The sequence below is a fragment of the Aquitalea magnusonii genome, assembly GCF_002217795.2.
Classification (GTDB): domain Bacteria; phylum Pseudomonadota; class Gammaproteobacteria; order Burkholderiales; family Chromobacteriaceae; genus Aquitalea; species Aquitalea magnusonii_B.
Map to the genome: position 1 here is coordinate 1,843,251 of NZ_AP018823.1, position 17,496 is coordinate 1,860,746.

Below are 17,496 nucleotides of genomic sequence, written 5' to 3' on the forward strand. Positions count from 1 at the left end.
GGGAAGGGCATGCTATCGTATTTCCCGGTGTACTGTCAGCCATGCTTGGGGCTGCGTTTCAGTGTTGGTCCGGCTTTGCCGCAGGCTTGTCTTCTACCGGGCGGTCGTCATCCATCAGGATGCGGTGTGCCGGCCCTTCCATATCGTCGAACTGGCCGGAGCGGGTGGCCCACCAGAACACCACGGCGATGACAAAGGCCAGCACGATGCTAAGCGGGATGAGCAGGTAAAGACTTTCCATCAGGATTTCCGTTTGACGAGTCGCAGGGCGTTGCTCACCACGATGAGCGAACTGGCAGCCATGCCCAGACTGGCCAGCCAGGGAGTCAGATGACCACTCATGGCCAGGGGTAGGGCCAACAGATTATACCCGGCTGCCCACCACAGGTTTTGCCTGATTACGCCCAGCGCCTTTCTGGATAGCGTCAAGGCATACGGAATCAGCGCCAATTGGTCTCCCATCAGCACCATATCACCACTGGCGCGCGCCACATCCGTGCCGCCTCCCATGGCCAGGGAGACATCGGCCCGAGCCAGTACCGGCGCATCATTGATGCCATCACCCACCATCAACACCCGCTTGCCTGCCTGTTGCAGTTGACCGACAAAGGCCAGCTTGTCTTCCGGGGTGGCGCGGGCGTGCCAGTCGGCAATGCCCAGGCTGCCCGCCAGGCTTTGGACGGCGCTGGCACCGTCGCCGCTAAGCAAATGCACGCTGCTGCCGTGCTGCTGCAGCTGCCTGACCATGTCCGCCGCATCCGCGCGCACGGTGTCGCCAACGGCAAATACTGCCTGTGCGCTCTGTTGATTGGCCAGTACCACCAGGGTGCAGTCGGCATGCCAGTCATCGGGCAGCGCAAGCGGCGCATCCAGCCATTGATTGATGAACTCCAGCGAGCCCAGACGCCACGCCATACCATCAATCTCACCCTCCACCCCCTTGCCGGCAACGCTGTCCAGCCGCGCACTGGCCGGGCAGGCCAGGTCTGCCGCGGCCAAGCGGATGGCGTGGGCCACCGGGTGTTCGGATGCCTGCTCCAGTGCGGCGGCAATCGCCAGTGACTGTGCTGCCGTCTGCCCGCCCAGTTGCATTTGTGCGCGCAGGCGCATGTCGCCATGCGTCAGGGTGCCGGTCTTGTCAAATACCACATCGCTGACCCGCGCCAGGGTTTCCAGTGCATGGCCACGGGTGGTGAGCAAGCCCAGTGCCGCCAGATGGCCGGTGGCGGCGGTGAGTGCTGCCGGGGTGGCCAAGGACAGCGCGCAGGGGCAGGACACCACCAGCACCGCCACCATAATCCACAGCGCACGCGCAGGTTCGATGAAGTGCCAGGCCAGATAGCTGCCAGCGGCGGCCAGCAGCAGCAGGGCAACAAACCAGCTGGCAAAGCGGTCTGCCGCCACGGCCAGGCGCGGTTTTTCCGCCAGTGCCTTGTCCAGCAGGCGCACAATGCTGGCCAGGCGGGTTTGCTGGCCGGTTTGGCTGATTTCTATATAAAGCGGGCTACTGGTATTCACACTGCCGGCAATCACGCTGTCGCCAACGCCTTTGGCAACAGGCTTGCTCTCGCCACTGATCAATGACTCATTGGCGGCACTGCTGCCATCCAGCACCACGCCGTCACCGGGAATGGTTTCGCCCGGTTTAACCAGAATCACGTCGCCAGGATTAAGCATGGCCACGGTAGCTTCCACGGTTTCGCGACTATCCGGCCAGTTGGCCGCGCGATGGGCGAAGGCGGGAATCAGCTTGACCAGGCTCTCGGTTGCCTCGCCGGCCTTGCGGCGGGCAATCCCTTCCAGATAGCGCCCGCCCAGCAGCAGGAAGACAAACATCGATACCGAGTCGAAATACACGCCATGCGGAATTTTGTGGATCAAGGCCCACAGGCTGGCAAAGAAGGCGGTGAAAATGCCGATGGTGACCGGGGTGTCCATGCCGACACGGCCTGCTTTGAGATCGCGCCAGGTGTTCTGATAGAAGGGAACGGCGGAGTAAAGCATCACTGGCAGGGTCAGGATCAGGCTGGCCCAGTGCAGCAACCACAGAAAGTCGGGGTCGATATCGCCATCTGGTGCCAGATAGATCGGTACTGCATACATCATCACCTGCATCATGGACAGCCCGGCGGCCCATAACCTGCTGATGGCCTGCTTGCGTTGCTTTTGCGCCAGCGCTTCCTGCCGCTCGGCATCGTAAGGATGGGCGCGGTAGCCAATGGCGGAAATCGCTTCCAGAATCTGCGACAGCCTGATGCGGCTGTTATCCCAACACACCCGAGCCCGGTGATTGGTGTAGTTGATGTCCACCGACAGCACGCCGGGCAATTGGCGAATGTGCTGCTCGTTCAACCAGACACAGGCGGCACAGCTAATGCCTTCCAGAATCAGCGCGGCCTCGCGGCTGTTTTCATCGTGCTGGTGTACAAAGCTTTTTTGCAGTTCTTCCGAGTCGTATAGCCTGATCTGCTGCAAAATATCAGCTGGCAGCGCCTCTGCCTGGCGTGCGCCTTGGGTGCGGTGGGCATAGTACTCGGCCAGGCCGGAGTCGATGATGGTCTGGGCGACGGCCTGGCAGCCTGCGCAGCAGGTGGCCTCGGTCTGCTCCCGGTAACGCACCGGGAAGTCGACAGATTCAGGGATGGGCAGGCCGCAGTGAAAGCAGTTATCAGTCATGGCGCGCCATTGTAAACAATACTCGAATGCATTGCTTGATCTGGCTCAGTTTCATGCAGTGCGATTTCCGTCTGATCCGGGGCGGCATAAAGAAAGGTAAAGCAGCATGATGCAGGCGATTTTGCAGGATGCACCAGGTGGTGCGGATACTCTTTACGTAGCGGATACCGCGCTGCCGCAGCGGCAGGCGGGCCAGTTGCTGGTGCAAGTCATGGCAGCGGGAGTTAACCGGGCGGATATCGTCCAGCGTGATGGACACTATCCACCGCCGCCCGGTGCCAGCAGCATTCTGGGACTGGAAATTGCCGGGGTGGTGGTCGAGGCGGACGACAATAGCCGCCATCAGCCGGGCGATGCCGTGTTTGGCCTGGTGGCCGGCGGTGCCTATGCCGAGTTTGCCCTGCTGGATGAAGTGCTGGCCATCGCCAAGCCGGATGCAATGTCCTGGGTGGAAGCCGCCAGCCTGCCGGAGGCATGGATGACGGCTTGGCTGAATCTGGTGCAAGTGGGGCAGGTCAAGGCCGGGGACAATGTGCTGATCCATGCCGGCGCCAGTGGCGTGGGTGCCTGCGCCATCCAACTGGCCCGACTGTTGGGCGCGCATGCTTTCGCCAGTGCCGGCAGCGCGGACAAGCTGCAATTCTGCCGCGAGATGGGTGCCGAGCAAGTCTTCAATTACAAGGAAACCCCCGCCTTTTCAGGTTTGGTGAAGGACTGGGGTGGTGTGGAGATGATTCTGGACCCGGTCGGGGCATCTCATCTGGCGGAAAACCTGGCCTGCCTGAAGCAAGATGGCCGCCTGGTGAATATCGGCATCATGGGTGGTGGCAAGGCCGAGCTCAATCTGGGACTGGTGCTGATGAAGCGCCTGTCAGTGATTGGCTCCACCCTGCGTCCCCAGCCGCTGACGAAAAAAGCCCCGCTGGCGCAGGCACTGGCCGACACCATTCTGCCGGCCATCATGGCGGGCAAGCTGAATACCACGGTGGATAGCTGCTATCCCTGGCAGCAGGCGGCGGATGCGCATGCCTATATGGAGCGCAATGCCAATCTGGGCAAGGTGGTGCTCACCTTTGCGCCTGTCATGACCGCGTAATCTGCAACACGTACTGTGTGCCCCGTGGGAGGTGTTTCACCTCTGACTGGTATGGATGGGATTCGGGGCGATGCGGCTATCGCCCCCTTTTTTTTGCCTGCCGCGGACACCATGAAAAAAGCCTGCCCTCATGTTTCGGCAGGCTTTGACTTTATGTGGATTGATCAGGCGGCGGTGGAGCTGGCCGGCAAGGGCGACAGCGCTTCGATCAGTGCCACTTCCTGAGAGTAAGACAGGTTCTTCATCTTGAGCAGCAGGGCTTCGCCATCCACCTTGAAGTGCTGGTCCAGTTCCTCGTCTATCATGCAGGTTTCTACTGCCAGCCATACCCCGCGGCAGGAGGCTGCTTCTTCAAAGCGGACATTCTTCAGCACGTGGGCAATCAATTGCAGCTCGGCGTCGCTAAACTGGCGCGACAGCACGGCTTGTTCACGACGCACGATTTCCGCGTAGCGGTCGCAAATCTGCTGTACCCGCGCTTCGTCACCATAATGATGCGGTTCGGCTGCGCCGCTCAGGTCGGTGTGATCAAACCAGGCATCAATCAAGGGCTTCAGCTGCGGCAAGTCCTCCTGCCACACGCGATGCAGCTCATCGCGAAAATGGGCGTTATCGGTAAAGGACAGCTCGTCAAACGGCATGGCCGGCATGACTTGCTCTTCCAGCGTGCGATTGCCCACCCAGATGCGGCCTTCTTCGTCACGGCTCACCGCGCCGCGCCATACCGACTGCTCCTCGGTGGCCAGGTTGTCGACATGGATTTCCACATAGGGCAGGGCAGGTTCGTCCAGTCCTTCATCTTCAGTCACCAGGCGCAGCGTGATGTCAAACAGGCCGTGCTTGAACACCTCCAGCAACTGCAGGCCATCGTCGTGACCGGCCAGGATGAACTTGTCCGGCGTTTCGTACACCGCCACGTCGGTAGGATGCTGCGCCGGCTTCATCAGCTTGGCCGACAGCTCGTCTGCCAGCAGGTTGGCGTCGTTATGATGCACGGCAAAGCCGGTGCGATAGCCTTCATGTTCATGCCACAGGGCGTCCCAGTCATACATGGTCGACTCCTTGATAATCGGTGTTTGCGCGGATTTTGGCGCGCAGTGTAACCAAATCATCATGCCTTGTCGCGATAATGCTTTGGGTAGTTGCCGCTGTCCGTGATAGAATCTTACGATTTTTCCGCTTCAACCGACCGAATTCCGAAACATGACACGACAGATTCGTAATATTGCCATTATTGCCCACGTGGACCATGGCAAAACCACCCTCGTTGACCAGTTGCTGCGCCAGTCCGGCACCTTCCGCGAGAACCAGCAGGTAGATGAACGCGTAATGGACAGCAACGATCTTGAAAAAGAGCGTGGCATTACCATTCTGGCCAAGAACACCGCCATCGATTACGAAGGCGTGCATATCAACATCGTGGACACGCCGGGACACGCCGACTTCGGCGGTGAAGTGGAGCGTGTACTGGGCATGGTGGACGGCGTGCTGCTGCTGGTGGATGCCGTTGAAGGCCCGATGCCGCAAACCCGTTTTGTAACCAAGAAAGCGCTGGCCCTGGGCCTGCGCCCCATCGTGGTGATCAACAAGGTTGACCGTCCGGGCGCACGTCCGGACTGGGTGGTGGACCAAACCTTCGACCTGTTCGACAAGCTGGGCGCTACCGACGAACAACTGGACTTCCCCATCATCTATGCTTCCGGCCTGAACGGCTTTGCCAAGCTGGAACTGGATCAGGAATCCGACAATATGCGTCCGCTGTTCGACACGGTGCTGAAGCATGTTCCGCTGCCGAACGGTAGCGCAGACGCACCGCTGCAACTGCAAATCTCCGCACTGGACTACTCCACCTACACCGGTCGTCTGGGTCTGGGTCGCATCCTGAACGGCCGCATCAAGCCGGGTCAGCAAGTGGTGGTGATGAATCACGAAGAGCAGGTTGCTGCCGGTCGTATCAACCAGCTGCTGGGCTTCAAGGGCCTGGAGCGCGTGGAAGTGGCCGAAGCCGAAGCCGGTGACATCGTGATCATTTCCGGTATCGAAGACATCGGTATCGGCGTGACCATCTGTGACAAGGATCAACCGGTTGGCCTGCCGGTGCTGTCGGTGGACGAGCCGACCCTGACCATGGACTTCATGGTGAACTCCTCGCCGCTGGCTGGCACTGAAGGCAAGTTCGTGACCTCGCGTCAGATCCGCGACCGCCTAACCAAGGAGCTGCTGACCAACGTAGCCCTGCGTGTGGAAGAAACCGAAGACTCCGACGTGTTCCGCGTGTCCGGTCGTGGTGAATTGCACCTGACCATCCTGCTGGAAAACATGCGTCGTGAAGGCTTTGAAATGGCCGTTGCCAAGCCGCGCGTGGTATTCAAGGAAATCAACGGCGAGAAGTGCGAGCCGTATGAAAACCTGACCATCGACCTGGAAGATGATCACCAGGGCGCCATCATGGAAGAAATCGGTCGTCGCCGTGGCGAACTGACCAATATGGAATCCGACGGCATGGGTCGCACCCGCCTGGAATACCATATTCCGGCCCGTGGCCTGATCGGCTTCCAGTCCGACTTCATGACCATGACCCGCGGTACCGGCCTGATGAGCCACGTATTTGACGACTACGCACCGGTGAAGCCGGATATGCCGGGTCGCCATAACGGCGTGCTGATCTCCCAGGAAAACGGCGAAGCCGTTGCCTACGCACTGTGGAAGCTGGAAGATCGCGGCCGCATGTTTGTTTCTCCGGGCGACAAGCTGTATGAAGGAATGATCATCGGCATCCACAGCCGCGACAACGACCTGGTGGTAAACCCGGTCAAGGGCAAGCAGCTGACCAACGTGCGCGCCTCCGGTACTGACGAAGCCGTACGCCTGACCACCCCGGTGAAGATGACCCTGGAGTCTGCCGTTGAATTCATCGACGACGACGAGCTGGTTGAAATCACGCCCAAGTCCATTCGCATTCGCAAGCGCTACCTGCAAGAGCACGAGCGTCGCAAGATGAACAAGCAAGCTTCCTGATCTTACAGTCAGGTGACAACAGGCAGCTTCGGCTGCCTTTTTTTTGCGTCACTTTTTATATGTAAGCAAATATTTATTTGACTGGGGGTTATTTGATAGATATAAATACAAATGCGAGGTTTCCCGCCTCGCATCTATCCCCGCTAAACGTTTAATCCCGGTTCCCGCCGGGATTTTTTTTGCCTGCGAAGAATATGGGCGCGCAAGGGCGAAACAAGTGACTGTCGGCGCATCCTGGCCGATGGGCAAGCCAGCAACTGCGTAAAATCACTGGCCTGGCAACCAGTTTGCATGTGGCGAAGTTGTTTTTTATCAGACAAAGGCGGCTACGGCAAGCCGATTGCTACAACTTGCCCTATGATCATGCTCAGTCATCCACTTACCTCAACCCGGCCCTGGCCTGGAACGTAGCCCGGAACAAGAATGAAACTGCCCTGCCTATTGCTGACGGCCATGCTGGCCGGTCTATCCCAGTCTGCTCTTGCTACACGCCCCCTGGTGTTTTGTGCCGAAACCGCACCGGAAGGTTTTGATCCGGCCTTGTGGGATAGTGCCTCCACTTATAATGTCACGCGCCAGATCTTTCAGGGCCTGGTGGCTTTCAAGCGGGGCGGGACGGATATTGTCCCGTCATTGGCCAGCAAGTGGGAGCTATCGCCCGACGGGCTGAGTTACACCTTTCATTTGCGCAAGGGTGTCAGCTTTCACAGTACGGAATACTTCAAGCCAAGCCGGCAGTTTGATGCCGATGACGTGCTGTTCACCATCCAGCGCTGGATCGATCCCGACTTGCCCTTCAACAAGGCATTCAAGACCCAGTTGCTTGGGCCTGCCAATTATGGCCTGGCCCAGGCCGTGCAGCAGCTTGAAAAGCTGGACCCTTATACGGTTCGTATCCGGCTGAAACAGCGCAACGCCACTTTTCTGACCCTCCTGGCAATGGGCTTTGCCGGCATGCAATCCGCCGAGTATGCAAATCAACTATTGCAGCAGCACCGTCCGGCAGATATCAACCAGTTTCCGGTGGGAACCGGTCCTTACCAGTTCAAGAGCTACGCCAAGGATTCTGCCGTGCGCTTTGTGGCAAACCCGCATTACTGGGGGCGTCCGCAACTAAGCAGCAGCCTGATTTTTGCCATCGTGACCGATCCGCAAGTGCGCATCCAGAAACTGAAAGGCAATGAATGCCAACTGGCAGCCGCGGTGCGTGAGGCCGATCTGGACGGTTTGCAAGCCGACCCGGCGCTCAAGGTGGCCAGTACCGGTGCCATGAATATTTCTTACCTGGCGTTCAATCTGAAACGGCCACAGCTAGCCAGCAGGGATGTACGCACGGCGCTGGATATTGCCATCGATCGCAATACCTTGTTCAAGGCCATGTTCCCCAAGGGCGGGGCGATTCAAGCGGTGAATCCTTATCCGCCCTCGGTGTGGGGGTGGAATGCGCACAATCGCAACGAATACAACCCGGCCAGGGCACGACAGCTATTGGCCAAGGCTGGTTATCCCAATGGTTTTGCTCTCACCTTGTGGGCCTTGCCTGTGCAGCGGCCCACCAACCCCAATGGCAAGCTGATGGCGCAGATGATCCAGCAGGACTGGGCAAAAATTGGCGTCAAGGCCACGATCCAGAGCTATGAATGGGGTGAGTACCTGCGCCGGGCAGGGCAGGGCGAGCACGATGTCTATATGAGTGGCGTCACCAGCGACTCTGGCGATCCGGATGATTTTCTTTCCACATCACTTTCCTGTGCGGTCAGCAAGCAGGGGCAGCGCTTTTGCAATGCCGATTTTGACCAACTGCTGCTCAAAGCCCGGCAGAGTAACGACCGTCGGCAGCGTGCTGCCTACTACATGCAGGCGCAGGAAATCTTCAAGCGCGAGCGCCCCTGGATCACCATGGCGCACTCGCGCATTTACATTCCGATGCGCAAGGAGGTGCAGGGTTTCATCATGAACCCCAATGGCTCGTTTGCCTTTGAGGATGTCTATCTGAAGTAGGCGGCATTCCACCCTGCGCCACAAAAGAACAAGGCCGCTGCAGCGGCCTTGTGAGTACTCCCCGTCAACATGTGCCATTTCTGGCTGTTTTGGCTTTTGTTGTTGTACTGGCGGTCCTTGCTCCAGTTGCGGTCCCACCCGGCATCCAGAGCATTCGGTCCAGCCTTCCCCCTGCTTACTTCCCGTCTTAAGCACCTTCCCCGATGCTGTTCTTGGTGTGGCGTCGATGTGCCACATCAGGCTGATAACAGCGGCTGATCTATGTTGGCCTGCTTGTTGCCGTCTGACGATTTCATCTTATCGCCTGCATTTTTTCTGGCTAGTCTTTTTACGTAAAAATGACGGAAATATACTAAGTATACCTACTTAGTGTGGTGTAAATGTCATTTTTATTAACATTTATTAATAGATAAGACCATCAAATACTTAATTAATACACTTGGCTCAGCTAGCTTCTGCATGGCTGATCAGAAAAATGACTATGCTTTACCAGTCTTTACCGTTAAATAGTCAAGCATACAGTCGCGTATGTATTTAAAATGTCAGCACTGCCCAATGAGCAGCCTTGCACTGGCTCAGCGCAGTTCCCATAAAATCAAGCTCTGGAATGTTTATGCACATCAAGCAAGCCTCACCCGCACTCAAGGCTGTTGCCGCTTTGCTCCTGACTGCCACATTGAGCAGTTGTGGCCAGTCGCAAAATGCTGCAATGCCGGCCGCAGGCCCGGCCAGTGTCGGCGTAGTGACACTGCAGCCGCAGGACACTGTAATCAGCCGCGAACTGCCAGCCCGCGTATCCGCGTTTACCGTAGCCGAAATCCGCCCGCAAGTTGGCGGCATCATTCAGAAGCGCCTGTTTACCGAAGGCAGTGATGTCAAGGCCGGCCAGGTGCTGTATCAGATCAACCCGGATACTTATCAGGCAGCCTATCAAACAGCTACCGCCAGCCTGGCCAAGGCAGAAGCTACGCTGACATCGGCAGAGCTGAAAGCCAAGCGCTATGCCCAACTGGCGGAAATCAAGGCCATCAGCAGCCAGGACAACGACGATGCCCGTGCAGCACTGCTGCAGGCGCGTGCCGACGTTGCCACCGCCAAGGCATCGGTAGAAACCGCGCGCATCAATCTGGCCTACACCCGCATCACCGCTCCGGTGAGTGGCCGGATCGGCAAATCCTCGGTGACTGCTGGCGCCCTGGTCACTGCCAACCAAACCACGGCCTTGTCTACCGTACAGCAGGTGTCCACTGCTTATGTGGACATGACGCAGTCCAGCACCGAGTTGCTGCACCTGCGCCGTGACTTTGCTGCCGGCACGCTGCAGAACCAGCAGGGCAAGGCCAAAGTGAAGCTGATTCTGGAAGACGGCAGCGAGTATGCCCAGCCAGGCGAACTGCAGTTCTCCGACATTACCGTTGATTCCACCACCGGCATGGTGACACTGCGCGCCGTCTTCGATAACCCGAAGGGTGAATTGCTGCCGGGCATGTTTGTCCGGGCAAGACTGGAGCAGGGTGTGCGCCATAACGCACTGCTGGTTCCCCAGCCTGCGGTCAGCCGCAACCAGAAAGGTGAACCTGTGGTGATGGTGGTGGGGCAGGATAATAAGGTACATGCCCGCGTCATCAAGACCAGTCAGACCATCGGCGATAAGTGGCTGGTGGATGGCGGCCTGCAAAGCGGCGAGCGCATCGTGGTGGAAGGCTTGATGAAGGTGCAGGATGGTGCAACCGTCAAAGCCGAACCGCTGAAAACCAACGCCTCCGCCGCCAAGTAAATCAGGAAAAGATTCATGTCCAAATTTTTTATCGACCGGCCAATCTTTGCCTGGGTGATCGCCATCGTGATCATGCTGGCGGGCTTGCTGTCGATCCGCAGCCTGCCGGTATCTCAGTATCCGGCCATTGCCCCGCCGCAGATCGCCATCAACGCCACCTACCCGGGGGCCTCGGCCAAGACCGTTGAAGACAGTGTCACCCAGGTGATCGAGCAGAAAATGCAGGGTATCGACCACCTGCGTTACATGAACTCCACCAGTGATGACACCGGTGCGGTCACCATTACCATGACTTTCGATGCCGGCACCAATCCGGATACCGCGCAAGTCCAGGTGCAGAACAAGCTGCAATCTGCCATGGCCACCTTGCCCACCGTGGTGCAGCAGCAGGGCATCACCGTCACCAAATCGGCACGTAACTTCCTGATGGTGGTGGGTTTTGTGTCCGAAGACGGCAGCATGACCGGCACCGACCTGGGCGACTATGTGGCCAGTAACCTGCAGGACTCGCTCAGCCGGGTAAACGGTGTGGGTGAGGTGTCGCTGTTCGGTTCGCAATACGCCATGCGCGTCTGGCTGGATCCGAACAAGCTCAACAGCTATAGCCTGACCGCCTCGGATGTTTCCTCCGCCATTACCGCACAGAATGCCCAGGTTTCTGCTGGTCAACTGGGTGGTCTGCCTGCCAAGCCGGGTCAGCAACTCAATGCAACCATCGTGGCGCAAACCCGTTTGTCCAGCGCCGAGCAGTTTGGCAAGATCCTGCTGAAGGTGAATACCGACGGTTCGCGCGTGTTGCTCAAAGACGTTGCGCGCATCGAACTGGGCGCGGAAACCTACCGCACCAAGGCCTTGTTCAATGGCAAGCCGGCTACCGGTGTGGCCATCAAGCTGGCCAGCGGTGCCAACGCGCTGGATACCGCGCAAGCAGTGCGTAACAAGGTAAACGAGCTGTCCGCTTACTTCCCCAAGGGCGTGAAGGCGGTTTACCCGTACGACACCACCCCCTTCGTGAAGATCTCCATCGAGGAAGTGGTGAAGACCCTGGTGGAAGCCATCGGTCTGGTATTCGTGGTGATGTACGTTTTCCTGCAAAACTTCCGCGCCACCCTGATTCCCACTATTGCCGTACCTGTGGTGCTGCTGGGTACTTTTGGCGTGATGGCGGCCACTGGCTTCTCCATCAATACCCTGACCATGTTCGGCCTGGTGCTGGCCATCGGCCTGCTGGTGGACGATGCCATCGTGGTGGTGGAAAACGTGGAGCGGGTGATGAGCGAGGAGGGCTTGCCGCCGCGTGAAGCGACGCGCAAATCCATGGGCCAGATTACCGGCGCACTGATCGGCATTGCGCTGGTGCTGGCTGCCGTGTTTGTACCCATGGCCTTCTTTGGCGGCTCCACTGGCGTCATCTACCGTCAGTTCTCCATTACCGTGGTGTCCTCCATGGCACTGTCGGTGCTGGTGGCACTGGTGCTGACCCCGGCCTTGTGCGCCACCTTGCTCAAGCCGGTTGAAAAAGGCCATGGCGTCGGTCACGAATACAGTGGCGTGTTTGGCTGGTTCAACCGCACCTTCGACCGCAACAACGAGCGCTACCAGAGCATCGTGTCGCGCATGCTGAACAAGACCTTCCGCTACATGGTGATCTACACCGGCATCATCATTGCCATGGCGGTGCTGTTCATGCGCCTGCCCACCTCCTTCCTGCCGGAAGAAGACCAGGGCATTCTGTTCGCCCAGGTGCAATTGCCGCCGGGTGCCACGCAGGAACGTACTGATGCGGCATTGCTGCAAGTGCAAAAGCATTTCATGAACGACCCGGCGGTCAGCTCGCTGTTTACCGTATCGGGCTTCGGTTTTGCCGGTAGCGGCCAGAACATGGGCCTGGGTTTTGTCCAGCTCAAACCGTGGGATGAGCGCAATCGTCCCGACTTGAGCGTCAAGGCAGTGGCAGGCCGCGCCATGGGTGCGTTCAGCCAGATTCGTGACGCCATGATCTTTGCCTTTGCGCCTCCAGCCGTGATGGAGCTGGGTAATGCCTCCGGTTTCGACCTGCAACTGCAGGACCGTGCCGGTCTGGGGCATGACAAGCTGATGGCTGCGCGTAACCAATTGCTGGGCATGGCCGCCAAGAATCCCATGCTGGTGGGGGTGCGCCCCAATGGCCTGAGTGACAATCCGCAGTATCTGCTGGATGTCGATCACGAAAAGGCCAATGCACTGGGCGTGTCGGTTTCTGACATCAATACCACGCTGAGTACGGCCATTGGTTCCAGCTATGTCAATGACTTCATTGACCGTGGCCGGATCAAGAAGGTGTATGTGCAAGGCGATGCGCCATTCCGGATGTCGCCGGAGGACCTGAACAACTGGTATGTGCGTAACGCCACGGGCACCATGGTGCCGTTCTCTGCCTTTGCCAGCTCGCATTGGGGCTTTGGTTCGCCGCGTCTGGAGCGTTACAACGGTCAGTCCTCGGTAGAAATTCTTGGCGCACCCGCGCCCGGAGTCAGCACCGGTACTGCCATGGCCGAAATGGAAAACCTGATCAAGCAATTGCCGGCAGGCATTGGCTATGAATGGACCGGTCTGTCCTACGAAGAACGTCTGTCCGGTTCGCAGGCCCCGGCACTGTATGCCATCTCGCTGCTGATCGTGTTCCTCTGCCTGGCCGCACTGTATGAGAGCTGGTCGATTCCGTTCTCGGTGATGATGGTGGTGCCCTTGGGCGTGATTGGTGCCTTGCTGGCCGCCAGCATGCGTGGTCTGACCAATGACGTGTACTTCCAGGTGGGCTTGCTGACTACGATTGGTCTGGCCGCGAAAAACGCCATTTTGATCGTGGAATTTGCCAAGGAGCAGCAAGAACATGGCAAGGAACTGATTGCAGCCACCATGGAAGCGGTCCGCATGCGTCTGCGCCCCATCCTGATGACCTCGCTGGCATTCATTCTGGGTATCTTGCCGCTGGTGATCAGCCATGGCGCGGGTTCCGGCAGCCAGAACGCCATTGGTACCGGCGTGATGGGCGGCATGATCTCCGCCACCGTGCTGGCTATTTTCCTGGTTCCGGTATTCTTCGTGGTCGTCCGCCGTCGCTTCCCGCCCAAGAAACTGGCGGATGATATGCACGGCATCAGCAAGGAGGGCCTGTAATGTCCCGTATTATCAATCTGTTCAGCATCGGCGCGCTGGCCAGCGCGCTGGCCGGCTGCTCGTTGATTCCGGTTTATCAGCAGCCGGCATCCCCGGTGTCGGCACAATGGCCTACCGGCCCGGCCTATCAGGGCGTGCCGGCGGCCAAGGCCGACAGCACCACGGCAGACCAATTGGCCTGGCAGCAGTTTTTTACTGATCCGGCCATGCAGCGCCTGATCCGTCTGGCGCTGGAAAACAACCGTGATCTGCGCGTGGCAGCGCTGAACATCGAAACCGCGCGGGCGCAGTACCAGATCACCAAGGCCGATCTGTTCCCGTCCATCAGCGCCAGTGGCAGCGGTACCAACCAGCGTATCTCTGCCAACTCCAGCTCCACCGGCAGCGCCACCCTCAGCCACAGCTATAGCGCAGGCATCGGCTTTAGCGCTTACGAGCTGGATGTCTTTGGCCGGCTATCCAGCCTGAAGCAGCAGGCGTTGGAAAACTTCTTCTCGCTGGAAGAAACGCGCCGCAGCACCCAGATCTCGCTGGTGGCCGAGGTGGCCAATGCCTACCTGACCTTGCTGGCAGATCGTCAGCATCTAAAGGTAGCCGAGGCGACCGTCAAGTCGCAGCAAGCTTCGCTGGAGCTGACGCGCCGCAAGATGGAGGTGGGTGCCGCTACCGAGCTTGACCTGAGCGATGCCGAATCGACCGTGCAATCCGCACTTTCCGATCAGGCGGCTTATCTCAGCCAGGTGGCACAGGACGAGAATGCGCTGACTCTGCTGGTAGGAACCACAATACCTGCCGACATCCTGCAGGGCGGTGAACTCTCCACCCAGGGCAAGCTGGCCGATCTTCCGGCAGGTCTGCCCTCGGAGCTGCTGCAGCGCCGCCCGGACATCCTGGCGGCCGAGCATGACCTGAAAGCAGCCAATGCCAATATCGGCGCAGCACGGGCCAAGTTCTTCCCCAGCATCAGCCTGACCGCCAGTGCCGGAGCCAGCTCCAGCAATCTGTCCGACCTGTTCAAGGCCGGCAGCGGCACCTGGTCGTTCAGCCCGTCCATCAATCTGCCCATCTTCAATGCCGGCAGCCTGAGTGCCAATCTTGAATCCGCCAAGGTGGCACGCGACATCTCGGTGGCCAAGTACGAAAAGGCAATCCAGACCGCCTTCAGCGAGGTTTCGAATGCCCTGGCCGTGCGCGGCACCGTCAGTACCCAGTTGCGGGCACAGCAGGCACTGGTGCAGTCCAGCCAGCGCAGCCTGCAGCTATCCGAAGCGCGCTTCAAAGTGGGTGTTGACAGTTATCTGACCCTGCTGGTTGCGCAGCGCTCGCTGTATTCGGCGCAGCAAAACCTCATCAGCACGCAACTGTCGCAAGCTTCCAATCTGGTAACCCTGTACAAGGTGTTGGGAGGCGGCTGGCAGCCTCTGGAGCAAGATAAGAAAAGCAGCTAAACCGCTTGAGACCGGCATGATTGCAATGCACATGTAATCATGCCGGCCAAGCTGAATGGCCGGGCAATGTACCCGGCCATCTTTCTGGATTGATGACACGATGGCACGCAAGACTAAAGAAGAAGCTGACAAAACGCGACACCTGTTACTGGATGCCGCAGAACACCTGTTCTGGGAGCAGGGCGTCAGCAAGACCACGCTGGCCGGTATCGCCGAGCACGCCGGACTTACCCGTGGTGCCATTTACTGGCATTTCGATAACAAGGCCGACTTGTTCAATGCCATGTGCGACCGCATGTTCCCGCCGTTTGAAGAAATGATGAAAGTGCTGCTGGAGGAGGGCCACAGTCCGGGGCTGAGTCCGGCACAACGCCTGTGGCAACACAGTTGCGGCGTTTTGCGTCTGGTCACTACCACACCGCGCATTGCCCGGGTGATCGGCATCATCAACCTGCGCTGCGAGTACGTCGGTGAAATGCAGAATTCCCATCTGATGGACCGAACCTGGCTGATAGAAAAGCTGGGTAATTTGCAGGCCATTCTTGCCCAGGCCGCCGATATGGGACAGGTACGTCCCGGCCTTGATCTGCATTGCGTCTCCGGCGGTTTACATTCCATGATTTGCGGGCTGATTGACAACTGGCTGCTCAGTCCGCAACTGGTGAATCTAGAGCGCGACGCCGAGCTATTGCTGACGCCGTTTTTTGCCGGCCTGTTTGTTGAGCGCTGCTGGCTGCCGACAGTTTGAGCCGCATCAACAACAGCCGTGGTCTGCGGTAAAAAAACGTGCATGGGCGACCGATGTGATTGTCCGCCAGGGGCATAACTGACTACACTGTCCTGATCAAGACACAAGCGCCGTCACGGCCAGTCTGAAACAGAACAAGTCGGCAAGTCAGAGAGCTAAGCATGTTAAAAAAAATATTTGGCGGACTGCTTAATCGGGGTGAGCAGGCAGCAGCATCCGTACAAACCGTCACAGCCGAGGCACCCGTCGTTGTTGACGATCAGCAGCTTGCGGCTGCGCCGCTGGATCTGCCGCAAACCTTGGGTTTTGTTTCCCACCAGCCCATCCAGGACAGAAATCAACGCATTGTCGCCTACGAATTCACAGTGAAAGACGGCGTCAGTGGCAATCGCAACCCGGCCAGCCGCCGCACCTTCGATCGCTTGCTGTTCAGTACGCTGAAGAATATGAATATCTTCCGCTTGCTGACTTTCCGTCGCGCCTTCATCCATGTCTCCCTGGCCTCGCTGGATGATCTGCTGGCGCAGCAACTCCCGGTCGGCAGCGCCATTTACCTGCTGGATTTGCTGGATGGCGAACAACTGACCGAGGACTTGCTGCCGCAGGTGGATGCTTTGCGCGCAGCCGGTTTGCGCTTTGCCGTAGAGCCGGCACGCTATGGCAGCAGCCCAAGCGCACTGGCGCTGTATCAGCGCATGGATTACCTGGTGCTGGACTTTGCCGCACCCAATACCCGTGCGCTCTTTCCCTTGCTTGAGCAACTGCCCCAGCGCTTTCCACAACTGCGCTGGCTGGCCCGCAACATCAATACCGCAGAAGAACTGGCCCTGTGTCGCCGCAGCCAGGACAGCGACCGTTTTGCCCTGTTTCATGGCTCTTATCTTTCCGTTGCGCAAAACAGGGTAAGCCAGCAAGAAGGTGCCAATCAGGGCAGGGTACTGGAAATCATGCGCCTGCTGCGTGCCAATGCAGCCACGGCAGAGATCGAGGCACAGTTCAAGCTGGACTCCTTGCTGCTGTTCAAATTGCTGCGCTTCGTCAATTCACCCGTCAATGGGCTATCCCGCAAAATCCAGACCATCGAAGATGGCCTGATGCTGCTGGGTCGCAGCGCCTTGTTCAAATGGCTGTCTCTCTTGCTGTTCACCTCGGAAAGCGAAAGCGGGGCCACGCTATCGCTGCTGGAAAAGTCGCTCATCCGTGCGCACTTCATGGAAGAGCTGGGCATCATTCGCGGGAACAAGCTGGAAGCAGAACACCTGTTTCTCACCGGCATGTTCTCCTTGCTGGGCGACTTGCTCAGCATGCCTCTGGCCACGGCGCTGGAGCCGCTGGATCTGCCATTCATGATTTCCGACGCGCTTTTGCATCAGAAAGGCTTGTTTGCTGCGCCCTTGCAACTGGCGCAGGCCTGCGAACAGGACGACAACGATGCCATTACTCGCTTGTCCGAAGCGATGTCTGTGGATCTGGATCAGGTCAACAGCATCTATATGGAAGCCGTGGTGTGGGCGCAGGAAATTCTGAGCGAGAGCGAAGTGCAGAGCAATGTGGAAAGCATCTGAGCCCGTCC

Annotated in this window: 11 protein-coding genes; 8 read left to right on the plus strand and 3 right to left on the minus strand. The window is 58.5% G+C overall.

Annotated elements, in window-relative coordinates; all coding sequences use genetic code 11:
* Positions 1–58 precede the first annotated feature (58 nt).
* Both ccoS and DLM_RS08860 read right to left on the minus strand, forming a co-directional pair.
* The gene (gene ccoS, locus DLM_RS08855; RefSeq protein WP_089083417.1) at positions 59–241 is read right to left on the minus strand and encodes a cbb3-type cytochrome oxidase assembly protein CcoS; all 183 of its coding nucleotides are present in this window, start codon (positions 239–241) and stop codon (positions 59–61) included.
* Entirely contained in the window at positions 241–2,676 is a 2,436-nt protein-coding gene (locus DLM_RS08860; RefSeq protein ID WP_089083416.1) for a heavy metal translocating P-type ATPase, read from the minus strand. The genes ccoS and DLM_RS08860 overlap by 1 nt, the downstream gene beginning before the upstream one ends.
* Before the next feature lie 106 nt (positions 2,677–2,782).
* Here DLM_RS08860 and DLM_RS08865 point away from each other — a divergent pair, with 106 nt between their 5' ends.
* Positions 2,783–3,772: an NAD(P)H-quinone oxidoreductase gene (locus DLM_RS08865; RefSeq protein ID WP_231960137.1), complete on the plus strand. Its 990-nt coding sequence runs from the start codon at positions 2,783–2,785 to the stop codon at positions 3,770–3,772.
* A 164-nt stretch (positions 3,773–3,936) separates the two neighbouring features.
* Here DLM_RS08865 and DLM_RS08870 read toward each other — a convergent pair whose 3' ends face one another.
* Positions 3,937–4,824, minus strand: coding sequence for a hypothetical protein (locus DLM_RS08870; RefSeq protein ID WP_089083414.1), 888 nt, complete (start codon positions 4,822–4,824; stop codon positions 3,937–3,939).
* A gap of 151 nt (positions 4,825–4,975) precedes the next feature.
* On the opposite strand from DLM_RS08870, the gene typA reads away from it, so the two are divergent.
* The 7 genes from typA to DLM_RS08905 all read left to right on the plus strand — a co-directional run bounded on the left by typA (position 4,976) and on the right by DLM_RS08905 (position 17,488).
* Complete coding sequence (typA, locus tag DLM_RS08875; protein WP_089083413.1) at positions 4,976–6,790, plus strand: translational GTPase TypA; 1,815 nt, start codon at positions 4,976–4,978, stop codon at positions 6,788–6,790.
* Positions 6,791–7,213: 423 nt separating this feature from the next.
* Positions 7,214–8,791 (plus strand): ABC transporter substrate-binding protein, encoded by a 1,578-nt coding sequence (locus tag DLM_RS08880; RefSeq protein WP_089083412.1) that lies wholly within the window; start codon positions 7,214–7,216, stop codon positions 8,789–8,791.
* A gap of 613 nt (positions 8,792–9,404) precedes the next feature.
* On the plus strand, positions 9,405–10,568 hold the full coding sequence (locus DLM_RS08885; protein ID WP_089083411.1) for an efflux RND transporter periplasmic adaptor subunit: 1,164 nt from the start codon (positions 9,405–9,407) through the stop codon (positions 10,566–10,568).
* A 15-nt stretch (positions 10,569–10,583) separates the two neighbouring features.
* Positions 10,584–13,727 carry an efflux RND transporter permease subunit gene (locus tag DLM_RS08890; protein ID WP_089083410.1) on the plus strand — a complete coding sequence of 1,048 codons (3,144 nt, stop codon included), beginning with the start codon at positions 10,584–10,586 and terminating at the stop codon, positions 13,725–13,727.
* Positions 13,727–15,175, plus strand: coding sequence for an efflux transporter outer membrane subunit (locus DLM_RS08895; protein ID WP_089083409.1), 1,449 nt, complete (start codon positions 13,727–13,729; stop codon positions 15,173–15,175). The genes DLM_RS08890 and DLM_RS08895 overlap by 1 nt, the downstream gene beginning before the upstream one ends.
* 100 nt (positions 15,176–15,275) lie before the next feature.
* Complete coding sequence (locus DLM_RS23330; RefSeq protein ID WP_089083408.1) at positions 15,276–15,923, plus strand: TetR family transcriptional regulator; 648 nt, start codon at positions 15,276–15,278, stop codon at positions 15,921–15,923.
* Positions 15,924–16,084: 161 nt separating this feature from the next.
* The gene (locus DLM_RS08905; protein ID WP_089083407.1) at positions 16,085–17,488 is read left to right on the plus strand and encodes an EAL and HDOD domain-containing protein; all 1,404 of its coding nucleotides are present in this window, start codon (positions 16,085–16,087) and stop codon (positions 17,486–17,488) included.
* The last annotated feature ends 8 nt before the right edge of the window (positions 17,489–17,496 follow it).